The sequence below is a fragment of the Henriciella algicola genome (assembly GCF_003576245.1).
GTDB lineage: Bacteria > Pseudomonadota > Alphaproteobacteria > Caulobacterales > Hyphomonadaceae > Henriciella > Henriciella algicola.
The window spans coordinates 59,215-79,530 of the sequence record NZ_QWGA01000006.1 but is presented as its reverse complement, the minus strand read 5'-3'; the positions used below and the strand labels follow the sequence as shown (position 1 = coordinate 79,530).

General features: G+C 60.9%; 19 protein-coding genes. 12 read left to right on the top strand and 7 right to left on the bottom strand.

Translation table 11 applies throughout. The features are described 5' to 3' along the window. Positions 1 to 138: 138 nt before the first annotated feature. The 7 genes from D1222_RS08830 to D1222_RS08800 all read left to right on the top strand — a co-directional run bounded on the left by D1222_RS08830 (position 139) and on the right by D1222_RS08800 (position 7,629). Complete coding sequence (locus D1222_RS08830; RefSeq protein ID WP_233348619.1) at positions 139 to 1,440, top strand: TrkH family potassium uptake protein; 1,302 nt, start codon at positions 139 to 141, stop codon at positions 1,438 to 1,440. Between the two features lie 266 nt (positions 1,441 to 1,706). After that, positions 1,707 to 3,197, top strand: coding sequence for a histidine--tRNA ligase (gene hisS / locus D1222_RS08825; RefSeq protein WP_119453899.1), 1,491 nt, complete (start codon positions 1,707 to 1,709; stop codon positions 3,195 to 3,197). After that, a complete protein-coding gene (locus D1222_RS08820) occupies positions 3,194 to 4,294 on the top strand; it encodes an ATP phosphoribosyltransferase regulatory subunit (RefSeq protein ID WP_119453898.1) in 1,101 nt (366 codons plus the stop codon). The genes hisS and D1222_RS08820 overlap by 4 nt, the downstream gene beginning before the upstream one ends. After that, the gene (gene hisG / locus D1222_RS08815; protein ID WP_119453897.1) at positions 4,291 to 5,235 is read left to right on the top strand and encodes an ATP phosphoribosyltransferase; all 945 of its coding nucleotides are present in this window, start codon (positions 4,291 to 4,293) and stop codon (positions 5,233 to 5,235) included. The genes D1222_RS08820 and hisG overlap by 4 nt, the downstream gene beginning before the upstream one ends. A gap of 172 nt (positions 5,236 to 5,407) precedes the next feature. Further along, on the top strand, positions 5,408 to 5,815 hold the full coding sequence (locus tag D1222_RS08810; protein ID WP_147371842.1) for a hypothetical protein: 408 nt from the start codon (positions 5,408 to 5,410) through the stop codon (positions 5,813 to 5,815). A 408-nt stretch (positions 5,816 to 6,223) separates the two neighbouring features. Continuing rightward, positions 6,224 to 7,414, top strand: a complete 1,191-nt coding sequence (locus tag D1222_RS08805; RefSeq protein WP_119453895.1) for an aspartate aminotransferase family protein — start codon at positions 6,224 to 6,226, stop codon at positions 7,412 to 7,414. Further along, the gene (locus D1222_RS08800) at positions 7,411 to 7,629 is read left to right on the top strand and encodes a hypothetical protein (RefSeq protein ID WP_119453894.1); all 219 of its coding nucleotides are present in this window, start codon (positions 7,411 to 7,413) and stop codon (positions 7,627 to 7,629) included. The genes D1222_RS08805 and D1222_RS08800 overlap by 4 nt, the downstream gene beginning before the upstream one ends. Positions 7,630 to 7,712: 83 nt before the next feature. Here the strand turns inward: D1222_RS08800 and D1222_RS08795 are convergent, their stop codons facing one another. Continuing rightward, a complete protein-coding gene (locus D1222_RS08795) occupies positions 7,713 to 8,996 on the bottom strand; it encodes an acyl-CoA dehydrogenase family protein (protein ID WP_182481927.1) in 1,284 nt (427 codons plus the stop codon). A 127-nt stretch (positions 8,997 to 9,123) separates the two neighbouring features. Between D1222_RS08795 and D1222_RS08790 the strand changes: the two genes are divergently transcribed. Together D1222_RS08790 and D1222_RS08785 are read left to right on the top strand one after the other, a co-directional pair. Then, entirely contained in the window at positions 9,124 to 9,582 is a 459-nt protein-coding gene (locus tag D1222_RS08790; RefSeq protein ID WP_119453893.1) for a MarR family winged helix-turn-helix transcriptional regulator, read from the top strand. A gap of 73 nt (positions 9,583 to 9,655) precedes the next feature. Continuing rightward, positions 9,656 to 9,931, top strand: a complete 276-nt coding sequence (locus tag D1222_RS08785; protein WP_119453892.1) for a hypothetical protein — start codon at positions 9,656 to 9,658, stop codon at positions 9,929 to 9,931. A 95-nt stretch (positions 9,932 to 10,026) separates the two neighbouring features. On the opposite strand, the gene D1222_RS08780 is transcribed toward D1222_RS08785, so the two are convergent. After that, positions 10,027 to 10,638 (bottom strand): glutathione S-transferase family protein, encoded by a 612-nt coding sequence (locus D1222_RS08780; protein ID WP_119453891.1) that lies wholly within the window; start codon positions 10,636 to 10,638, stop codon positions 10,027 to 10,029. Between the two features lie 84 nt (positions 10,639 to 10,722). Beyond that, positions 10,723 to 11,694, bottom strand: a complete 972-nt coding sequence (locus tag D1222_RS08775; RefSeq protein WP_119453890.1) for a YihY/virulence factor BrkB family protein — start codon at positions 11,692 to 11,694, stop codon at positions 10,723 to 10,725. Positions 11,695 to 11,796: 102 nt separating this feature from the next. Between D1222_RS08775 and D1222_RS08770 the strand changes: the two genes are divergently transcribed. After that, positions 11,797 to 11,991 (top strand): LapA family protein, encoded by a 195-nt coding sequence (locus tag D1222_RS08770; protein WP_119453889.1) that lies wholly within the window; start codon positions 11,797 to 11,799, stop codon positions 11,989 to 11,991. Between the two features lie 95 nt (positions 11,992 to 12,086). Beyond that, the gene (locus tag D1222_RS08765; protein WP_182481925.1) at positions 12,087 to 13,307 is read left to right on the top strand and encodes a S41 family peptidase; all 1,221 of its coding nucleotides are present in this window, start codon (positions 12,087 to 12,089) and stop codon (positions 13,305 to 13,307) included. Here the strand turns inward: D1222_RS08765 and D1222_RS08760 are convergent. The 4 genes from D1222_RS08760 to D1222_RS08745 are packed head-to-tail and all read right to left on the bottom strand — an operon-like array spanning position 13,304 to position 19,114. Then, positions 13,304 to 14,914, bottom strand: a complete 1,611-nt coding sequence (locus D1222_RS08760) for a mechanosensitive ion channel family protein (RefSeq protein WP_233348618.1) — start codon at positions 14,912 to 14,914, stop codon at positions 13,304 to 13,306. The two genes, D1222_RS08765 and D1222_RS08760, sit on opposite strands and share 4 nt — an antisense overlap. Next, positions 14,905 to 15,927, bottom strand: coding sequence for a zinc transporter ZntB (locus tag D1222_RS08755; protein WP_119453887.1), 1,023 nt, complete (start codon positions 15,925 to 15,927; stop codon positions 14,905 to 14,907). The genes D1222_RS08760 and D1222_RS08755 overlap by 10 nt, the downstream gene beginning before the upstream one ends. A gap of 50 nt (positions 15,928 to 15,977) precedes the next feature. Next, entirely contained in the window at positions 15,978 to 18,554 is a 2,577-nt protein-coding gene (locus tag D1222_RS08750) for an HWE histidine kinase domain-containing protein (protein ID WP_119453886.1), read from the bottom strand. Next, positions 18,551 to 19,114 (bottom strand): biliverdin-producing heme oxygenase, encoded by a 564-nt coding sequence (locus D1222_RS08745; protein WP_119453885.1) that lies wholly within the window; start codon positions 19,112 to 19,114, stop codon positions 18,551 to 18,553. Before D1222_RS08745 ends, D1222_RS08750 begins: the two co-directional genes overlap by 4 nt. 231 nt (positions 19,115 to 19,345) lie before the next feature. Between D1222_RS08745 and argF the strand changes: the two genes are divergently transcribed. Next, positions 19,346 to 20,272: an ornithine carbamoyltransferase gene (gene argF / locus D1222_RS08740; protein ID WP_119454047.1), complete on the top strand. Its 927-nt coding sequence runs from the start codon at positions 19,346 to 19,348 to the stop codon at positions 20,270 to 20,272. The last annotated feature ends 44 nt before the right edge of the window (positions 20,273 to 20,316 follow it).

The window sequence follows — 20,316 nt, the reverse complement described above, 5'->3', positions numbered from 1 at the left end:
CGGGAAACTATTCCTTCTCCCGCGCGTTTTGATCGCCACATTTTGAGGGAGGCTGATAGCCACCAGATGCCAACAGAAACGTCCGGTCGCAAAAAACGATCGTTTCTGAGCAATTTGTGGCGGGGCACGCGCCTTGCCATGCTCCGCACCAATCCCGCCAAGCTCCTCGTTGTCGGATATGTCGGCTACATGCTGGCGGGCTGGCTGCTCCTTTCGCTGCCTTTCGCTCATGAGGGCCCTGTCGCGGCGATCGACAACTTCTTCACCGCCGTTTCAGCGGTATCGACGACCGGCCTCGTCACGGTGGACCCCGGCTCGAATTACAGCTTTTTCGGCGAGCTGATCATTCTCCTCCTGATCCAGGTTGGCGGCGTCGGATACATGACAATCGGGTCTTTCGCGGTCATGGCGACGGCGCACAAGCTCTCGCCGCTGCGTGAGAAGATGGCGCGCGCCGCCTTCGCACTTCCGAAGGATCTGAAGCCCGGCCATTTCATTCTCACCGTCGTTATCTTTACGTTGGTCTGCGAAGCGATCGGCGCGCTGGCGCTCTATTTCATCTTCGCGGGCGCAGGTCAGGAAGACGCTGTCTGGAGCGCCATCTTCCATGCCGTTTCTGCATTCTGTACAGCCGGTTTCAGCCTGAATCCGAACAGCTTTGAGGCCTATAGCGGCGATGTCGGCCTGAATGTCGTGATCTCGGCTCTCAGCCTGCTTGGTGCGATGGGCTTCCTGGTTATCCATGACGTCTGGCGCAATTTTACCTCTGCCGCCTTCCATCTCGGTTTTACCACCAAGGTGATCCTTCGCATCACCGGGGCCTTCCTGTTCATAGGCACGCTCGTCCTGTTCGTGGCCGACCCGGGCATCGCAGCCCTGCAGCCGACGGAGCGTCTGCTCGCTGCTTTCTTCCAGACGATGACGGCAACCACGACGGTCGGCTTCAACACCGTGCCCATCGGCGCCCTGTCCATGTCTGTCCTCATGGTTCTCTTCGTGCTGATGGCCATTGGTGCATCACCGTCTGGTACGGGCGGCGGCCTCAAGACGACCACTTTCGCTGCCTTGCTGGCGATCATGCGCTCCACGCTGAAACAGCGTAGCCGTGTGCGGTTCTTCAAACGCCCGATTGCGGCCTCACGCCTACAGGCGGCCGGCGCTTCGGCAGTGTATTTCATTGTGCTTCTCGCCATCGCCGTCTTCCTGCTCGGTCTGACCGACCCGCAATTTGCCTTTGACCGCGTCGTGTTTGAGGTGATTTCGGCGCTTGGCACGGTTGGCCTGTCCATGGGCATAACGGGTGATCTGTCTTCACTCGGAAAGCTCATCATCATTGTCCTGATGACAGCCGGGCGTGTCGGCATCCTGACATTCGGTATCGCTATCGCCATGCATGATGAGACGAGGGCAGAAGAAGAGGACAATGAGCTTCTCTTCTAGCGGGCTGCTTGACTTCCCGCAGGCTGCTCCATATCCAGCCCGGTAATGAACACGACGCTGCATCACCATCATCACCACGCGTGACGCGCCGCATGAGGCGCGAACCGGTCCGGCTGCGCCTCTCTCACAGTGTTCATCTTCTAACATTGAACCGCCAGAGGCCCGCACACGGATAGCTCCGGTCCCGCGTCTTGTTGCCCGCGTCTGCTTCACTCTTATCCCGGCTTCGTCTAAGCGGAGCGCGCACGACCAGACAGGACTAGCAAATGGCCAAGAAGAAACAGGACGCCGACGCCCCGAAAAGCGGCAAGGACCTCGCGCGAAAGCCGCGCGGTTTTCCTGACCGCCGCGAGGCGCTGATCCATGCCCAGGCCGAGATGATTGACCGGGTCACGTCGGTCTATCGCCGCTGGGGGTTCGAGGCACTTGATACTGGCGCGTGGGAATATGCTGATGCCCTCGGCAAGTTCCTGCCTGACGATGACCGCCCGAATGCGGGCGTCTTCTCCATGCAGGATGATGACGAGCAGTGGATCTCGCTGCGCTATGACCTGACCGCGCCGCTTGCCCGATTTGCCGCTGAGAACTGGCAGACCCTGCCAAAGCCGTTCCGCCGCTATGCGGCCGGGCCCGTCTGGCGCAATGAAAAGCCGGGCCCCGGCCGTTTCCGTGAATTCCTGCAATGCGACGCCGATACGGTTGGCGCGGCAGGCGCGCATGCGGATGCTGAAATGGTCGCCATGGCGGCTGAGGCGATGCGTGCGGCGGGCGCAGGCGACGGCGAGTTTGCCGTCCGCGTGAATACGCGCCGCCTGCTCAATGCGGTCCTCGACGGCGTCGGCGCGAATAGTGACACAGCGCGCCTCACAATCCTGCGCGCGCTCGACAAGCTGGACCGGCTTGGGGAAGAGGGCGTTAAACTCCTCCTCGGCCCGGGCCGCGAAGACGAAAGCGGCGACTTCACCAAGGGCGCAGGGCTTGGCACGTCAGAGATTGACCGCGTGATGGCGTTCGCAAAAGCGGGCCGCCCGACACGCGGCGAAACGCTTGAAGCGCTCGGCCGCGCTGTCGGTACGGGCGAAGAAGCTGAAGCAGGTCTTGCCGAGCTCACCGCAATTGCGCGCGGGCTCGAAGCCTTCAATTGTCCGGATACGGATGTCCTGTTCGACCCGTCCGTCGTGCGCGGTCTTGAATACTATACCGGCCCCGTCTTCGAGGCGGAGCTGCTGCGGGAGACCGTCGATGAGGATGGCAACACCGTCCGCATCGGCTCTGTCGGCGGCGGCGGTCGCTATGACGACCTCGTCGCCCGCTTCACAGGTGAGAAAGTCCCGGCGACGGGCTTCTCCGTCGGCATCTCGCGCCTCGCGACGGCTTTTGCCATCTCTGGTGAGATCGAGACGCTGAACGGCCCTGTCGTCATCCTCAACATGAACCGGGACGATCCGACCGAAGCGCTGAAACTTGCGACCGAGCTTCGCGCCGCAGGTATCCGCGCTGAGGCCTATATGGGCAGCTCCGGCATGCGGCCTCAGATGAAATACGCAGACCGGCGCGGCGCGCCCGTCGCGGTCATGGTCGGCGAGGATGAGATCGCCAAGGGCGTCGTCACCATCAAGGACCTGAAAGAGGGCGCCAAACAGGCCGCCGCGATCAAGTCCAATGAGGAATACCGCGAAGCCCGCCCGGGCCAGTTCGAAGCCCCGCGCAGCGAAATGGTCGCCCGCATCCGCGAAATCGTGGAGGCGTCGGAATGAGTACGCCAGCTGACATCTTCTCCCGCCTTGGCGGCGACATTGTCGATCCGCCAATCGTGATGCCCGCCAGCCAGCCGCTGGAGCTTTCGGGCGAAGCGGTTCGCGCGCGCCTCTGCGTCTTCGTGAATGAGCTGGGCGAGGAATGTGCCCTCCGCCCCGATCTCACCTTGCCTGTCGCATTGGCGCAGGCCGAAGAGGGCGTGGGGGGCGAGACGGTCAAACGCTATGCCGCGCGGGCCTTCCGCCTGCCAGCTGTCGCAGGCGATGCACTGGAGTTTACGCAAGTCGGGTTCGAACGCTATGGCGCGCCGTCCACTGCAGAAACCGACGCCGAAACCTTCGCGCTCGTCTGCGAAGCAGCAGGCACCGCTGGCGTCGCAGCTTGCGAAGCGCGCATGGGTGACCTCGCCGTCTTCCCGGCTTTCGTCGATGCGCTCGGCCTTGCGCCGGGGCTTGCAGATGCCTTGAAGCGGGCCTTCCGTCAGGCAGGCGGTGTATCCGCGCTTTTGAACTCCGGCGGCTCTCAGCCCGTCCACGGCCTTGCCGCCCGCCTGAAGGGCGCGCGACCGGATGAGGCGAAAGCCATCGTCGCCGACATCTTCGCGCTTGCCGGTGTTCAGCCTCAGGGCCACCGCACCCTCGATGAGATTGTCGAAGGCCTTCTGGCGCAGGCCGCAGACGCTGAACATGGCGCGGCGCCCGACACAGCGCGCCAGACGCTTGAGGCTGTCATGGCCGTGAACTGCCCGCCTGCGCAGGCGGCAGACAAGCTGCTCGCAATCTCCCGTCAGGCAGGCCTTGAAGGCCTCGACCCGGTCCTCGACCGGCTGCAGACGCGGACCGACCGCATGAGCGCGCTTGCGCCCGACTTCATGACCGATGCGCGCTTCGGCACGCCATTCGGTCGCCGCTTCAACTATTATGATGGCTTCCTGTTTGAGCTGTTTCATCCGGGGCAAGCCGATGGCCGCCGCCCATTCGGGGCAGGGGGGCGCTATGACACGCTGCTGGCACGCCTCTCAGGCGGGAAGGTCGAAGCGACCGGCATTGGCGGTGTCGTCCGCCCTGATCGTCTGACAAAAGGAGCCACTGCATGACCCGGCTCAAACTCGCTATCCCGTCCAAGGGGCGCCTCAAGGACAACGCAGAAAACTGGCTTGCTCGCGCTGGCTTCAAACTGCGCCAGTCCGGCGGTGACCGTGGCTACACCGCAGAGCTGAAAGGCCTGCCCAAGGCCGACGTGCTGCTCCTCTCTGCGCGTGAAATTGCGCAGGGCCTCATCGATGGCTCGTTCCATATCGGTGTGACCGGTGAGGACCTGCTCAATGACCTCTCGGCTGACCTTGCCCGCGATGCATCGGTCATCAAGCGGCTGGAATTTGGCGGGGCCGATGTGGTCGTTGCCGTGCCTTCGGCCTGGCTCGATGTAAACACGATGGCCGACCTCGAGGCCGCTGGCGCCCGTTTCCGACAGCGTCATGGCCGCCGCATGAAGGTCGCCACAAAGTATCTTCGCCTCACGCGAAACTACTTCTCTGAAAAGTCAGTGGGTGAGTATCGCCTTGTTGAAAGCGCGGGCGCGACAGAGGCCGCCCCGGCCTCCGGTCAGGCTGAAGTCATCGTCGACATAACGTCGACCGGCACGACCCTGCGGGCCAACAGCCTCAAGGTTCTCGATGACGGCGTGATCCTGAAAAGCCGCGCCGCCCTCGCTGGTTCGCTTCGCGCAGACTGGTCTGGCGGGGCGAAAGACGTTCTTCAGAAACTGCTCGCCTCGATCGAAGCGGTCGAATCGGCAGACGCGACCAGCCTGCTCGTCGTGGGCGGAAAGGTCGAAGAATCACTGCGCGCCGAGCTTGGCCTGACAGAGGTCTCGGCCAATTCCTTCCTCAGCCCATCCGGGAAAGCGGTGGAAAATGCCCGGAAACTCACTGAATCCGGCGTTAATTCTGTCTCGATCCTCAAGTCGGACTTCATTTTTTCCCAGGCGACGCCCTCCTATGAGGCATTCATTGCCCAATTTTCGACACGTGCTTGACTCTGTGACAGAAAATTAGCATTCAGATGAGGCAAGTTTCTGGGAGGAAACGCTGCAATACTTTTTACGGGCGCGGCCACAAGCCGCGCCTTTTTTTATGCCCAGCTGGAAATTGGTCGCAGCTTTGCCGCACGTGTCGACTGAGGCGTTCGCAGGAGACTAGGGGTGGCGCATGCTCAGATATCTAAGAAGCTGGCTGACAGCCCGCATCTTCAGACATCCCCGGAATTTGGATGACTTGAACGGCAAGCTGGTCATCGCCGGGATATCGTTTGAAGAGTCGGCTGGTGAAGCGTCCGAGCAATTTCAGGTCCATGGTCGGGTCAGTCGCGTATCGCCCACCGAAGGCGTTATCCTGCGCAAGGCAGATGGATCAGGTGAGTTCGTTCTTCCGCCATTCCCGCTGAGCAATTATCGGCGCGCGGTTGCCGGTGATTATCACCTGCAGGATAGCGGAAAGATCGTAACGGATCCTGATTTCACGACCTCGTGGACCTTCGCTATGCCTGAATCAATGCGCGACGAGGTTCGGCAACAGGGCGTGAGGGGAGGTTTCGAAAATGTTTCAGGCGAACCCTGAAAAGAAAAAGGCCCCGGTGGGGCCTTGGTAAGTCACTTCCGATTTTTGAAGGGCCCGGCTGGCGGCTCAGGGTCAGGGCGTCAGGGTTTGCTACCAGCCGGGTTTGTTATTATTGTTTTTCAATATATGCCTTATCGATAAACGTCAAGCGATTATCGAAAAACATTATGAAATATTCGTAATCCAGCCCATTCGGAGAGCGGAAGCGGCGCACTTAATGGCCTGATCCTGTTTTGACCACAGGGCATGCGGCATGGCTTGCATGCAAAGTTGCAAATGAAACGATTTGGCCGATGCCAACTTCCTGCTCGCCTTTGCGGCTGCAAAGGCCCATGTGTTGACTTTGGAATCAGCCCCAGCCATCGAAGGCGAAATTCAATCCCAAACGCCCCAGGAGCACAAAGAGACATGTCAGATCCTCGCGCCCACATCATGCCCGTCTACGCCCCGCCATCGGAGGTGTTCGTGCGAGGTGAGGGGGTGAACCTCATCACTGAGGACGGCGACAAGTATCTTGATTTCGTCGCTGGCATCGCGGTGAGCTCACTTGGCCACTCGCACCCCAAGCTGGTCGAGGTCCTGCAGGACCAGGCCGCCAATCTCTGGCACCTCTCCAACATGTTCCGCGTGCGCGCAGGCGAGGAGCTTGCCGACAAGATGTGCGCACGCACCTTTGCCGACCGCGTCTTCTTCACCAATTCCGGCACCGAAGCGGTGGAGTGCGCGCTGAAAGCGGCCCGCAAGTATCACTGGTCCAAGGGCAATGATGACCGCATCGAATTCGTGACCTTCACCGGCGCCTTCCACGGCCGCTCGCTCGGCGCGATCAATGCCGGCGGCAATCCGAAATACCTCGAAGGCTTCGGCCCGGCCATTGAAGGCTTCCGCCAGCTGGAATGGGGCGACCACGACGCCCTCAAGGAAGCGGTGACCGACAAGACCTGCGCTGTATTCGTAGAGCCTGTGCAGGGCGAGGGCGGTGTGCGCGCCATGCCCGAGGAATGCCTGACAGGTTTGCGCAAGCTGTGCGATGAGACCGGCACGCTGCTCATCTATGACGAAGTCCAGTGCGGCATGGGCCGGACGGGCAAGCTCTTCGCCCACGAGTGGGCCGAGAACGCCCAGCCGGACATCATGTGTGTCGCCAAGGGCGTCGGCGGCGGCTTCCCGTTCGGAGCCTGCCTGATGACCGAAGAAGTCGGTCTGCCCATGCAACCCGGCTCCCACGGCTCGACCTATGGCGGCAACCCGCTCGCCATGGCCGTCGGCAATGCCGTCTGGGACATCATCTCTGATGAGGCTTTCCTTGCTGAAGTGCGCCGCGTCTCCGGCACGGTCAGCCAGGGCCTCAAATCGCTGGCAGACAGCCATCCAGACAAGGTCGAAGGCGTCACGGGCAAAGGCCTCCTCACCGGCCTCAAGCTGAAATCAGCGCCAAAGCCTGTCCAGAATGCCTGCCGCGAAAAAGGCCTTCTTGTCGGCGTCGCCGGCAACAATGTCCTCCGCCTCGCGCCGCCGCTCATCATCGAAGACGGCGACGTCCGCAAGGCCGTGTCCGTAATGGATGAGGCGCTGAGCGAGTGGGAGATGGAGGGGTGAGCTGGTTTGAGAATTACACGACGGCGCGCAAATTCGTCGTGATCTGGAACCTACTACTTTTGCCCTTCGTCGGTCTCTTTATCGCGCTGAACTGGCGAATGCTTCTTGAGGACCTAGGCATTCTCCTGCTCATTCCGTTGGGCGCCGCAGTGATTGCTTTCCCATATATCTGGTATCTGACACGACGCGGCGGTCCCATAGACTTCGAACTGTAAACGCAGCCAAAGCGGTTCTTCGTAGCGAATAAAAAAGCCGGCCCCGAAAGGCCGGCTTTCTCATATCTGGCTAAGGACTAGACCTACTTCTTGGTCATGCCTTTCATGCCCATGCGGCCGATCTCGTTGCGGCCGACGACCATGTGGTGCACTTCGTCCGGACCGTCAGCGAGGCGCAGCGTGCGCTGGCTGGTGTACATGCGGGCGAGCGGGGTCCACTGGGAGACGCCGGTTGCGCCGTGCATCTGGATCGCGTCGTCGATGATCTTGCAGACCTTTTCCGGCACCATCGCTTTCACCATGGAAATCCAGACGCGGGCTTCCTTGTTGCCGAGGACGTCCATCGCCTTCGCAGCTTTCAGCACCATAAGGCGGCAGGCTTCAATCTCGATGCGCGCGCGGGAGACTTTCTCCTGGTTGCCGCCGAGCTTGATGAGCGGCTGGCCGAAGGCGTCACGGCTCATGCCGCGCTCGAGCATCAGGTCGAGGGCCTTCTCTGCGGCGCCGATGGAGCGCATGCAGTGGTGGATGCGGCCAGGGCCGAGGCGCAGCTGAGAAATCTCGAACCCGCGGCCAACGCCCAGCAGGATGTTCTCTTCCGGCACGGTCACGTCCGTGAAGCGGATGTGCATGTGGCCGTGTGGCGCGTCGTCTTCGCCGAAGACGTGCATCGGGCCGAGAACCTCGACGCCTGGCGTGTCCATAGGCACGAGGATCTGCGACTGCTGCTGGTGGCTTTGCGCGTCAGGGTCGGTCTGGACCATGACGATCATGATCTTGCAGCGTGGGTCGCCAGCACCGGAGGCGTAGTACTTCTCGCCATTGATGACCCAGTTGCCGTCTTTCAGGATAGCCTGCGTGCGAACATTGCGCGCGTCAGAACAGGCGGTGTGCGGCTCGGTCATCGCGAAGCAGGAGCGGATTTCGCCCTCGAGCAGTGGCTTCAGCCACTTGTCTTTCTGTGCCTTGGTGCCGACGCGCTCCAGCACTTCCATATTGCCCGTGTCAGGCGCAGCGCAGTTCATGCACTCGGACGCGAGCGAGTTCTTGCCAAGCTCGGCAGCGATATACGCATAGTCGAGGTTTGGCAGGCCTTCGCCGGTTTCGGCGTCTGGCAGGAAGAAGTTCCAGAGACCCTGGTCCTTGGCTTTCTGCTTGACGGCGTCGAGCAGTTCCAGCTGGCCCGGCGCGTAGGAAAAGCGCTCTGCGCGGCCTTCGCCAAGCTTGTGGAACTCGACGCTCATCGGGTCGACTTCTTCCTTGATGAAGCGCTTCACGTGCTCGTAAAGCGGCACGGTCTTTTCCGACATGCGCAGGTCATTCAGCTCATCGCGAACGCCCATTGTGCCGATTGTTGCGGTATCCATTTCCTGATCCTCCCAAAGATCGAGTGTTAAGCGGACATCTGCCCGGACAGGGTTGGGACTGGCCGAACAGTTGATTGTTTCACTAGTGAAGTATATCGTCCGGGACGAGGACTCGCAAGGGGCAGGAATGACGCACGACACACGAAATCCGCGAATCTACTCGCGCCTGCAGATCGCCGCCCAGCTCTATCGCAAGGTTGCAGATCGCCAGCTGGTGGAGACCGCAGGCCTGACCGCGCCGCAGCTTGGCGTGCTGACACGGGTCGGCGCGGCAAAGGCGCTGAACCAGACAAGCCTCGCGCGGGACCTTCGCCTCAACGACTCGGCCATCACGGCCATGGTGCGCCGCCTGATCGGTATGGGGATGCTGGAAAAGACGCGTAGCGAAAGCGACAGCCGCGCCTTCGTGCTCAAGCTGACCGAACAGGGCCAGACCGCGATCGACCGGGCCGTGAGCCACCCGATCGCCATCAACCGCCGCATCGAACAGGAATTCGGTGCAGAGGCGCTGCTGCAATTCACCGAAAAGCTGAACCGCATCATCGCCCTTTGCGACGAGGAATCGATGGTTGAGGCTGAGGGATAGGGCTGCACAAATCAGCCAGCGAGCCGATTGCGGCAATCAAGCGAGCGACTAACGGACGTCCAGCGGAGCGAGTTTGAAGAGAGAAAAGGTTTGGTCATGGCTGTTTGTGGGCAGCGGCATTGTTGCCTCGCTATACCTGAACATACGCTCTGCCGTTCGGACCAGCGCCGCAGAAAAACTAGGCTGCGAAGCTGCCAACGCTCCTGATTGCGACGTTCCATCGCTGTTGCATTTCATACTGGCGCCGACGCTGATGAATGTCTTCTCGCTGGTTGGGTCTATCGTCAGCGGACTGGTTCTTTGCGCCTTACTTTTCGCGTTTGTTCAGAGGCTCAGGGAAGCGGAATGAAGTTGCCCTCGACCGCGCCAGCGGTCTGAGGGTTCATCTCCTGCCATCGCCGCAAGCACCTTGTTAAAGCTCAGCAGCGCCGAGTGAGACTGATCCTAAGCCTTCACGCTCTCGCGTTTCGACACCTTGTCGAACCAGGCAGCGACATTCTTGAAGTCGCGGTTTAGCGGCTGGCCGACCTGTTCGCCGAAGGCGAGGAAGCAGAAGAGCAGGATGTCAGCGAGGGTGAGCTTGTCGCCAGCGACATATTCGCGGCCGGCCATCTGCTTGTCGAGAAAGGCGATATTGTCCTGGGTGAAGGCCTTGAGGCCGTCAGAGGCCTCTGGCAGGCAGCGCATCCGGTCCTTGAACATTGGCAGGCCTTCAGCGCCGCGGAAAGCCGTGGTCATGGGCTCGACGATCTTTAGATCGACCCAACGGGTCCAGCGGCGGGTCTGGGCGCGTTCTTCCGGGGTTGAGCCGATCAGGCTGTCGCCGGGATTGGTCTCATCAAGATATTCGCAGATCGCGGTGATTTCGGTGATTAGCGAGCCGTCATCGAGAAAGAGCGCTGGCGATTGGCCGTGCGGGTTCTTTTCCAGATAGTCAGGCTGGCGGTTCGCGCCGACCATGATGTCGATGTCTTCTGTCGGGATTTCGATGCCCCGCTCGGCCATGAACATGCGAACGACATGCGGGTTCGGTCCGACTGAATTATAGAGTTTCATGGCGCGTCTCCTCGGGCGTTTTTTATCTTCTCTGACGCGCGAGACTATCTGCGCCTGCCGGGTCGGCAAGCCATGACGCAGGGTTCAGTCGGCCTTCTTCTGGCGCCTGAAGCGCCTTGGCTTTTCAGTGTTCTCGGCCCGCTGCTTCGCTGTCTTTGTTGTCAGGCCGCGTTCCCGGCGGCTGATAACGCCATTGACTTCGGCGCCGGCGCAGATCGCGAAAGAGGAGAGCCACAGCCACATGAGGAGGGCGGCGACGGCGCCCAGTGACCCGAACGTCTCATTATAGTCAGCGAAGGCGCTTAGATAGAAAGAAAAGGCGATCGAGGCCATCAGCCAGATGACACCCGCCACGATTGCGCCGGGCAGGATGGGGCGCGCGCGGCTTTCATGAGCGCGCACACTGTGGGGGCGGGCGGTCCGCATGAAGGCATAGATACCGAGCAGGAAAAGGCTGATCAGGCCAAGCCAGCGAATGATGCGAAGCAAGGCGTCGAGAAACGCGCCGAGTTGCAACGCTTCAATGATTGGCGGCACCGCGCCAATCGCAGCAAGCGAGATGATGGCGAACACAATCGCGCCAGCCGTAAAGCCAAGCGCTAGCAGATTCTGCTGCAGGAAGCCGCGCTTGGCGGGCCTGTCATAGGTCACAGCGATTGCCAGCAGCAGGGCATTCGCCCCGCGAGAGGCCGACCAGAGCGCGATGACGAGCGAGATCAGCGCACCCCAGGAAAGGCCTGAGGACTGCGAATCCGCGATGCGGATCATCTGGTCCGTGATCAGCCGGTAGGCCTCTTCCGGCAGGAAGGTCTGCATGATCTCGAAATAGTCGCGAAGGTCGGCAGAACTTGTGAACAGCCCCCAGACCATCAGCGCGCAAGCGACGGCCGGAAAGACGGACAGGAAGGCGTAAAAAGCGACGCCGCCAGAAACCAGCGCCACATCGTCTTCGCCGATACGGCCAAAGGTGCGCGTCACGATGTTCACGACGGGATGGCCCCAGCGCTGGTAAAGCGGAGCGTTCCTGATCTTGTAGATAATGTCCGAACCAATCATCAGCCTATCAACTCCGGCCAGAACGGCCTGTTCCGGCGTCGCCTTGACGCAGGCCGCCCCCCGGCCAGTATTGGATAAAGCTGAAATCTGGAGGGAAGACCCATGATGAAAAACCCGAAAAACTGGCTCGCCATCATTCTCGTCGCGCTGATCATGATCTTTGCGCTTCAGAACATGGAGCTGATCAGTGTGAACTTCCTTGGCTTTGGTTTCGAGACGCGCCGGGTCCTCCTGATCTTCATCTGCGTCATTATCGGTTTCGTTCTCGGCAAGACCATCCGGTTTAAACGCAGCTGAGCCGATAGACGCGCGCCACCGGTTTGCGCCAGAATTGACTGGTGAGGAATTTCGCAGGTTTTTTCCGGGCCGCTCTGATGGCCTGCCTATGCACCGTGGCTGCACCGTCAGTGCACCATGGATACGCGCAAACATCCCATGAAGCTGCAACAGACTTTCCGACGGGGGAAACCAGCGACGCGCTGCAGGATGTCGAGGCGCTCTGCGCGCTTGTGCGTGAGCACTATGTCTACTTCGCGCCGCGCGAGGATGTCTGGGAAGCGACTTGCGAAGCGGCGCGAGATGCGGCGCTGACAGAGGCTGCAGCGACGCCAGCCGGGCACCTTGAGCTGCTCGAACACATGCTAGACCAGCTCTGGGATAATCACGCCTCGCTGAATATCAACTCCTCCACCTCACCGCGGCTGGTGCCATCGGGGAGCGACTACTGGCTTGATTTCAAAGGCGGCGATGCTGTGGTGACGGCTGTTCGGCCGAGCTCCGGCGCGGCCAAAGCGGGTCTGGAGGTGGGTGACCGCGTGGTCGCGATGACTGGCATGCCCGTACTGAGCGCGGCCAGTGACAGGATCCGGTATGGCCGAAACGCCGTCAGCGAAGGGCGGCTCAATTGGGCGCTGAATGCGCAGGCCGCGGGATATCGCGGCCAGATGCGCGGTGTCACCGTCGAAAGAGGCGGGACGGAGCTCAATCTGCTCCTCGATGAGCCGATGCCTGAACCGCCCGACGAGCCGGTTACCTACAAGCGTCTTGAGGGCAATATCGGCTATATCCGGATCGAGGACTCGCTTGGCGATGAAGCCGCTGTCGCCGCATTCGATGCTGCGCTAGAAGCGCTGAATGGCGCATCCGGCTGGATCATCGACCTTCGAAATACGCCGAGCGGTGGCAATACGGGCGTCGCAGAGCCGATGCTTGGCCGCTTCATTCGCGGCGTGAAGCCCTATCAGAAGGCTGGTCCGCGCTGGGAAGGCGAGGCCGTCCGGCATGTCGCTTCGCGCGGCCCTTGGCGGGTCAAAGGCCGCGTTGCCGTGCTCGCCGGGCGCTGGACGGGCAGTATGGGCGAGGGGCTGGCGATTGGCTTTGATGGCCTTCGCCGGGCGCGGGTTTTCGGCTCTCCGATGGCGGCGCTTGCGGGCGGGGTCGAAAGCTTCCAGTTGCCAGCTAGCGGCTGGTCGGTGCGCCTGCCGAGCTATAATCTCTACCATATGAAGGGCATGGAGCGGCACGTCTGGCACCCGCCATACCCCGTCATTGCTGACAATGGTGATGGGCCAGACCTTGCGCTGCAGGCTGCTGAGGACTGGCTCAGCCGCTAGTCGCCTGCATCTCCGTCGCCATCATCACCTTCGCCAGCGAGGCTCGTGGTGCTGCCCTCAGGCTCATCGCGAAGCGGCGTCGGTGAGGATGCTGGCAGCGCTTCGGGCTTGGGCTGAGTGTCGCTGACGCGCGCGCCGTCCTTGAGCAGGGCGATCTCTCCGACATTGCGGAAGTTGATATCGCGCTGCGGAAACGGGATCTCGATCTCGTATTTGTAGAGGGCTGTGTGCAGCTCCCAATTATAGTCTGCCTTCACGCGCGATGGCTTTTTCACCGCCTCTTCGGTCAGCCAGACGACGAGTTCAAAGTCGAGGCTGGAGTCGCCAAAGCCGACGAGCCAGACCTGCGGCTCACGTCCCGGGATGCCGCTGAACGTCCAAGGCACGGCTTCGGCCGCCTCGAGCGCGGCCTTCTTCACCAGCTCCTTGTCAGTGCCATAGGCGACGCCGAAACCGACCCGCATGCGCCGACGCGCATCGCGCAGTGTCCAGTTGATGACCTGCGCCTTGATGAACTCTTCATTGGGGACGAGGATATCGACATTGTCGTTCGTTGTGACCAGTGTCGAGCGGATATTGATCTCCTTGACGAGACCTGTGACGCCTGACTGCAGCTCAATGAAATCTCCAACTTTTACAGAGCGTTCAAAGAGAATGATGATGCCTGAAATGAAGTTCGAGAAAATCGACTGTAGGCCAAAACCGATACCGACACCGAGCGCGCCGCCGAACACGGTCAGCGCGGTGAGATTGATGCCCAAGGTCGACATGGCGACGATGATCGCCGCGGCCATGAAGCCCACTTTCAGGACCTGACCCAGAATGCCGGCGATAGACGGGTTGAGCGCCTTGTTCGATTTCAGCTGGGACTGCGCCGCATCCCCCGCTATTCGCCCAAGCCAGAGCGCGACGATCGCAATGAAGATGCTCGTAATGACGCGCAGCAAGGTCACCTTGACGCCAGCCACAGTAAAGGCCGCGGCGTTGAGGGCATCGACGACAGGGTCGAGCAGGTGGAGGATATAGAGGGCAGCCACTGTCCAGGCGATGACGGCGATAGCGGTCTGCCAGAAGCCGGGCTGCATGTTGGCGGTGACGAAACGCACTACGATCCACGCATTCATCAGGCTTGCCGCAACGCGCAAACCCTCATTCGGAAAGCCGACCGCCTCGAACACGGCAGTCGCAATCCAGAGCCCGACGACCGTGAAAGCGGGCCAGACAATCTTCGCAACGGAGTGGGCGAGCCTTGTGAGAACATCGCGCGTCTCGCGTGCATCAGCCCAGGCGCGAAGGCGTTTGGCGGGATAGCGCGAGGTGATGTAGCCAACGCCGAGCGCTGCGAGCACGGCGAGAAGCTGCCACAGCGAAGCCCACGAAAAGAAGTTCTCCTGAACCGACTGGAACGTGGAAACTGCACCTTCGCGAATGTCTTCCCATTCTATGTTGGCTTGAACGAAATCGTTCCCGCCTTCACCGTCGCCCCCGTCCGGCGCATCGCCTGACCCCTCCTGAGCGCTTTCATCGCCGGAAGGTAGCTCCTCGGCGATCTGTTCGCTGGGTGTGGCTTGCCGGGCGAGGAAGGAAGCAATCGTCATCAGAGCCATTTGAGTTTCCTGAAAATGAAGAACTGAAAGCCCATGAGGATGACCAGCGCGCTGCAGGTGATCCAGAAGGCGTTGGAGGAATCGACACCAGGCATGCCGCCCACATTGATTCCGAGAAGGCCGGTCAGAAAGCCAAGCGGCAGGAAGATCGCTGCGACGATGGACAGCATATACATCGTCTGGTTCATCTTGGCCTGCGCGCGATTATTGAGATCATCCTGCAGGACGATGGCGCTTTCCTTCGAAACATCAAGGTCTTCCAGATAACGCTTGAGACGCTCGCCCGTCTCTCTGATGTCGGTGAGATTCTCTTCTGAAAGCCAGGGCGGCGGGGCCTTCTGAATGGCCAGCATCGCTTCGTGCTGAGGCGACATATAGCGTTTCAGCGCAAGGCAGTTGCGCCGGATCGTAGCGATCTCGGAGAGGAGCTCCTCGACGTCGGTATCCTCATCCTCCTCCATCTCATCGATACGGTCATTCATGTCGACGATGGAGTGGTTCATCTTGATGACCAGCTGCTCGGCGAGCGTGGTAAACAGGTCGCCAGCCGAACAGGGGCCACGGCCTGCCATCAATTCCTGGTGCACATCGCGCGGCGTCTGCAGGCGCCTGCGGCGCAGCGTGATCAGCCGCTGGCCATCGCTCCAAATCTGCATGGCGATCATGTCTTCAGGCTCGGCGCCCGGATTGAAATTGATACCGCGCAGGACGGTGATGAGGCTGTCGCGCTCACGGAAAGCGCGGGGGCGGGTCTCGTTGGAGAGGAGCAGTTCAGCTGTCGCTTCGCAAAGATCCAAGGACTCGATCAGCCAGTCATCAAGATCCTCATACATCCGGTCGAGATGCAGCCAGAGAACTTCGCCAGACCGTGACGGTACCCAATTCTTCGCGCTCTGCCAGTCAATCTCCGTGGCGCCGCCTCGGCCATCAAGGATGCAACCGAAGAGCATTGGGCCATCAGCGGGCTTGTCGGGCAATGCGGTCGCATCTGTCGGAACGAGTGCAGTTGTCATTGCTCAGACTGTACGTCTGACGGGCCCAAAGGCAAGCGGGCCGCCCTTCCTTAGTCCTTTGAAAGGGCCGCCTTGATCGCGCTTAGCAGGTCTGCCTGATTGTAGGGCTTCTTGAGGACGGGGACGGATGGGAACTTCGCTGACAACACGCTGGAGTCGCCATAGCCGGTGGCGAAAACGAACGGCGTTCCGGCTTCCTGCAGGTCGTGAGCGACCGGCTCACTCGTCTCATTCCCGAGATTGACGTCGAGGAGGGCAATCCGGAACTCGGTTGACGCCATGGCCTGGCGCGCTTCGCGAACAGAAGAGCAGACCGAGACGTTCTCGGCGCCCGCATCCATCAGGATGTCTTCAGCATCGAGCGCAATGATCATATTGTCTTCGACCAGAAGAATTGGCCCCTGCAAGCCGCTTCCGGCGCCTTCCGAAGCCGGAGCGAGCGGCGTGATCGTGGTCGGCTCATAGGTGTTCTCGACAAATTTCGCGACATGCTTGCCTGGGATCAAAAAGTCGGCCTCGAGCCCCGTGAAAGTGTAGCGGATGTCTGCCGTACCGCCGAGTTCATGAGGGATGGACCTTGTGATGATCGTCGTGCCGAAACCCTGACGGGTCGGTGCCTGCACTGCCGGGCCGCCTTGCTCGCGCCAGGAGAGCGCCAGATCATCGTCTGTCCCGGCTTTGACCTCGATGATGATCTCACCCTCGGAGTCTGCGAGCGCGCCATACTTCGCTGAGTTGGTGGTCAGCTCATGCAGAACGAGCGAGAGCGTGCTGAAAGCGTTCGGCATGAGAAGTACATCCGGGCCTTCGACACGCACGCGCGACGCCTTGTTGCCAAGATAGGCCTCCGTCTCGGTCCGAATGAGCGCCTGCAGGGAGGCGGGCCCCCAATTGTCTTCGGTGAGCTGGTCATGGGCGCGGGCGAGCGCATGCACGCGGTTGCCGATAATCTTGGCCAGTTCTTCAACTGAGCTCGCCTCACGCGAGCTCTGGCCGACAAGGCCGCGGATGAGGTTCAGAATGTTGCGAACGCGGTGATTGAGCTCTGCGATGAGGAGCTCCTGGCGCTCATTCGCGCGCATGCGCTCCTGATTGGCCTCGTCCGACATGCGCAGGACGACTTCGAGCAGGGTGACGCGCAGCTGCTCGGCGGCGGCGATCTCCGATTTGAGCCATGGCATCGACTGGCCGGTGACCGTTTGTTGCCAGGTCTCGAAGCTCTTGCGCGGGGTGAGGCGCGCACCGTTCGGTCCGAGCGTCACGGATTTCTCCGGATTGCCAGCCCAGTTTACTTTACGGGTGAACTCCTGCCGGAAAAGGACGACATAGTCGCGCGGGCGACGCGAGACCGGGACGGCGAGCAGGCCCGCTGCGCGGTCGACATAATCCTGCGCCGGTGGGTGCACGGCGCCAAGCTCGTCCGTCGCATAGGCGCGGCCACCGGCTGTGGTGTTGAGGAAGCGGATAATACCCATGAACTCATCGCGCGTGGGTGTGGTGCCCAGCGTAACGAAATCCCCATCGACATAGGCAGCGACGCCGTCATTCGGGATGACAGAACTCAGCGCTTCGGCAATGGTCGAGAAGTGGTCGCGCACTGACTGGCCGCCAGCGAGCTGAGCCATCAGCTTGTCGTGCAGTACCTGAACCCGGCGGGTATGCTCGCTGGCCTCGTCGGCGAGGAGTTGCCCAAGCACGAAGCTGAAAAGCTGGGCGAAAAGTTCTGCGGCCGAGCGGATCTCATAGGACAGGACCCGCGGCTCATAATGGTGGCAGGCAAACAGGCCCCAGAGGTTCTCTCGGTGCAGGATCGACACCGAGAGTGAGGCGTCGACACCCATATTTTTCAGGTATTCGATATGGATGGGCGACACCGCGCGGAGCCCACTCATGGACAGGTCGAGCGGTTGGCCTTCAGGGCTGCGCTCTGGAATAATGGGCGACACCGTCTCGCGCACATTTGAGATGATGCGGAGCAGGTTGCGGCGATAGAGCTCGCGCGCCTGCTGGGGGATATCACTGGCCGGATAGTGCAGGCCGAAGAAGGAATCGACGTTCGGGCTGACCGCCTCTGCGATGACTTCGCCAGACTGGTCGGCGCCGAAGCGGTAGACCATGACGCGGTCAAAGCCGGTCAGCGCCTTCATCTGGCGTGCGGCGATCTTGCAAAGCTCAGGCACGGTCTTCGCCTTGCGCACCCGGTCGATCATCGGGCGTACATAGGAGGTATAGTCGGAGGTAATCTCGGCGCGCTGGGGCTCGATCTCGATGATCACCGACTGTCCGGACATATGGACGGCGCCGTTGAACTTCTCATCAGAACCGGCCAGCAGCTTCAGCCCGAAAAGGCGCTCGACCGCGTCTTCACCGTCAAGGCGCTGGACGCGGCTGCGGATATCCCGAAGCGCATCTGGCGCAATGATCTCTTTCAGTGGCTCACCGATGAGCGATTCTGGATCTTTCGACAGGAAGTCTGCAACGTTGAGCGAGACGTGCTGCACCAGCCAGTCGGAATTGACGGCAATCAGGCAACCGAACTGCTGGACGTGACCCAGAATATGAATGGGCTCACGATCACAATTGGTGAGGTCAATCTTCGTGTCCGGCGACACGGTATTACTGGTCATGCGGGGATACTGGCCTTCTGAACTGAACGGTGCGCCGCTTCAAACCAGAGAAAAGCGGTTTGAGCCGAGGCAATTATCTTCTTTTCTTCATCCGCGCTACCTGTCCACGCCTTCAGCTGGGCGCTGACCTGCTTCCACATCTCATCGCTCTCGGGACAGGCAAAATAGCGCGTGGCGGATGCGACATCAGGGTCTCTGGAGGCCTGAATGTCAGACAGGAGTATGCGCGCACCGAGGCGCGATCCCGCAATCACATAGATCAAGCCGAGAGGGTGAATCTCACCATCATTCACCTGAACCTGATCAGTGTTGGTGGCAGGAACATGCAGCGCGGCGAGGTCGGACTCGATAGCGGCAAGCATGACCAGCAGGGTGCGAGCATGGGTGAATGTCTGGCGGCCGGGCAGGGCGGCAAGGGTGCGGCGCAGCGCAATGGCGTGCGCCTGTAGTGTTATGGATAGCCCTTCGCGCGTGGCGATATCATGCTGGCCAAACAGGGTGTCGACGGACGTGTGCGCATCACGGGTTTCTTCGCGAAGGCGTCGCCTCAAGCTCGACATCTGGTTCTCCCCCCTTCAGCTCGTCACCGGTCCGTTTCGGCACTTGGACAACACACGCCAGCGCCACAAGCGAAAGGTGTAGGGTACCGAAAGTATGAAATCGTCTGGTGTGCAAACTTGTTCCAGTCGAAAATCTGTCAAATGGTAAATTTTGCATCGCATGGCGTTTTGTTCTACAGCGCGCGCTTCGATTTCAGGCGTGTGACGCGCCAATGGGAAGGCAGGCAGGTCATGGCGATCAGGAATTTCCTCGATATCTGGCAACTGGAAGCCAGCGAGCTTCGCGAGATGCTTGATCTCGCGCATGCGATGAAGAGCGCCCGCAAAGGCTGGCCGAAAGGCCGCGTCGATGAGGGTGCGCCGCTGGATGGCCACATCCTGGCGATGATCTTCGAAAAGTCCTCCACCCGCACGCGCACGAGCTTTGATGTCGGCATTCGCCAGCTTGGCGGCACCTCGATTGTGCTGAACTCTGCCGACATGCAGCTTGGCCGCGGCGAGAGCATTGGCGATACGGCGCGTGTCCTGTCGCGCTATGTCGACATGGTGATGATCCGCGCCAATGATCACAGCGATGTCGAGGATTTTGCCGACGCCGCCAGCGTGCCGGTGATCAATGGCCTGACGGACCGTTCGCACCCCTGCCAGATCATGGCGGACCTGATGACGCTGGAAGAAAGCGGGCTGGACCTCAAGGGCGCGCGTCTCGCCTGGGTGGGCGATGGCAACAATGTCTGCTCATCCTTCATCCACGCTGCGCCGAAATTCGGCTTCACGCTCGCTGTAGGGACGCCGGACCGCTATGCGCCGGATGATGATGACATCGAGATCGCACGTGAGCTGCAGGGCAGGGTGGAGCTTTACAGCAATGCCGAAGACGCAGTCGCCGGCGCGGACGTCGTGATCGCTGACACTTTCGTCTCAATGGGTGACACCGACGCGGATGAGCGCCTTGAGGAGCTGGAGCCGTTCGCCGTCACTGAAGAGCTGATGGACCTTGCGCAGCCCGGCGCGAAGTTCCTGCACTGCCTGCCTGCCCATCGCGGCGAGGAGGTCGACAGCGAAGTGATCGACGGGCCGAGCTCGCTCGTCTTCGATGAGGCGGAGAACCGCCTGCACGCGCAGAAAGCCATCATGCGGTGGTGTCTGGACAAATAGCGCCGCGCCGTCAGAGTGCTGCCCGGTAAGGAAATGCCGGGAGG

Excerpts from the sequence above, each read along its gene's own strand:
- D1222_RS08760 (WP_233348618.1), bottom strand. The coding sequence starts at position 14,914 with ATGGCTCTGATGACGATTGCTTCCTTCCTCGCCCGGCAAGCCACACCC.
- D1222_RS08790 (WP_119453893.1), top strand. The coding sequence starts at position 9,124 with ATGACGCACGACACACGAAATCCGCGAATCTACTCGCGCCTGCAGATC.
- D1222_RS08770 (WP_119453889.1), top strand. The coding sequence starts at position 11,797 with ATGATGAAAAACCCGAAAAACTGGCTCGCCATCATTCTCGTCGCGCTG.
- hisG (WP_119453897.1), top strand. The coding sequence starts at position 4,291 with ATGACCCGGCTCAAACTCGCTATCCCGTCCAAGGGGCGCCTCAAGGAC.
- D1222_RS08775 (WP_119453890.1), bottom strand. The coding sequence starts at position 11,694 with ATGATTGGTTCGGACATTATCTACAAGATCAGGAACGCTCCGCTTTAC.
- hisS (WP_119453899.1), top strand. The coding sequence starts at position 1,707 with ATGGCCAAGAAGAAACAGGACGCCGACGCCCCGAAAAGCGGCAAGGAC.
- D1222_RS08745 (WP_119453885.1), bottom strand. The coding sequence starts at position 19,114 with ATGTCGAGCTTGAGGCGACGCCTTCGCGAAGAAACCCGTGATGCGCAC.
- D1222_RS08780 (WP_119453891.1), bottom strand. The coding sequence starts at position 10,638 with ATGAAACTCTATAATTCAGTCGGACCGAACCCGCATGTCGTTCGCATG.
- D1222_RS08755 (WP_119453887.1), bottom strand. The coding sequence starts at position 15,927 with ATGACAACTGCACTCGTTCCGACAGATGCGACCGCATTGCCCGACAAG.
- D1222_RS08810 (WP_147371842.1), top strand. The coding sequence starts at position 5,408 with ATGCTCAGATATCTAAGAAGCTGGCTGACAGCCCGCATCTTCAGACAT.
- argF (WP_119454047.1), top strand. The coding sequence starts at position 19,346 with ATGGCGATCAGGAATTTCCTCGATATCTGGCAACTGGAAGCCAGCGAG.
- D1222_RS08795 (WP_182481927.1), bottom strand. The coding sequence starts at position 8,996 with ATGGATACCGCAACAATCGGCACAATGGGCGTTCGCGATGAGCTGAAT.
- D1222_RS08805 (WP_119453895.1), top strand. The coding sequence starts at position 6,224 with ATGTCAGATCCTCGCGCCCACATCATGCCCGTCTACGCCCCGCCATCG.
- D1222_RS08750 (WP_119453886.1), bottom strand. The coding sequence starts at position 18,554 with ATGACCAGTAATACCGTGTCGCCGGACACGAAGATTGACCTCACCAAT.
- D1222_RS08820 (WP_119453898.1), top strand. The coding sequence starts at position 3,194 with ATGAGTACGCCAGCTGACATCTTCTCCCGCCTTGGCGGCGACATTGTC.
- D1222_RS08830 (WP_233348619.1), top strand. The coding sequence starts at position 139 with ATGCTCCGCACCAATCCCGCCAAGCTCCTCGTTGTCGGATATGTCGGC.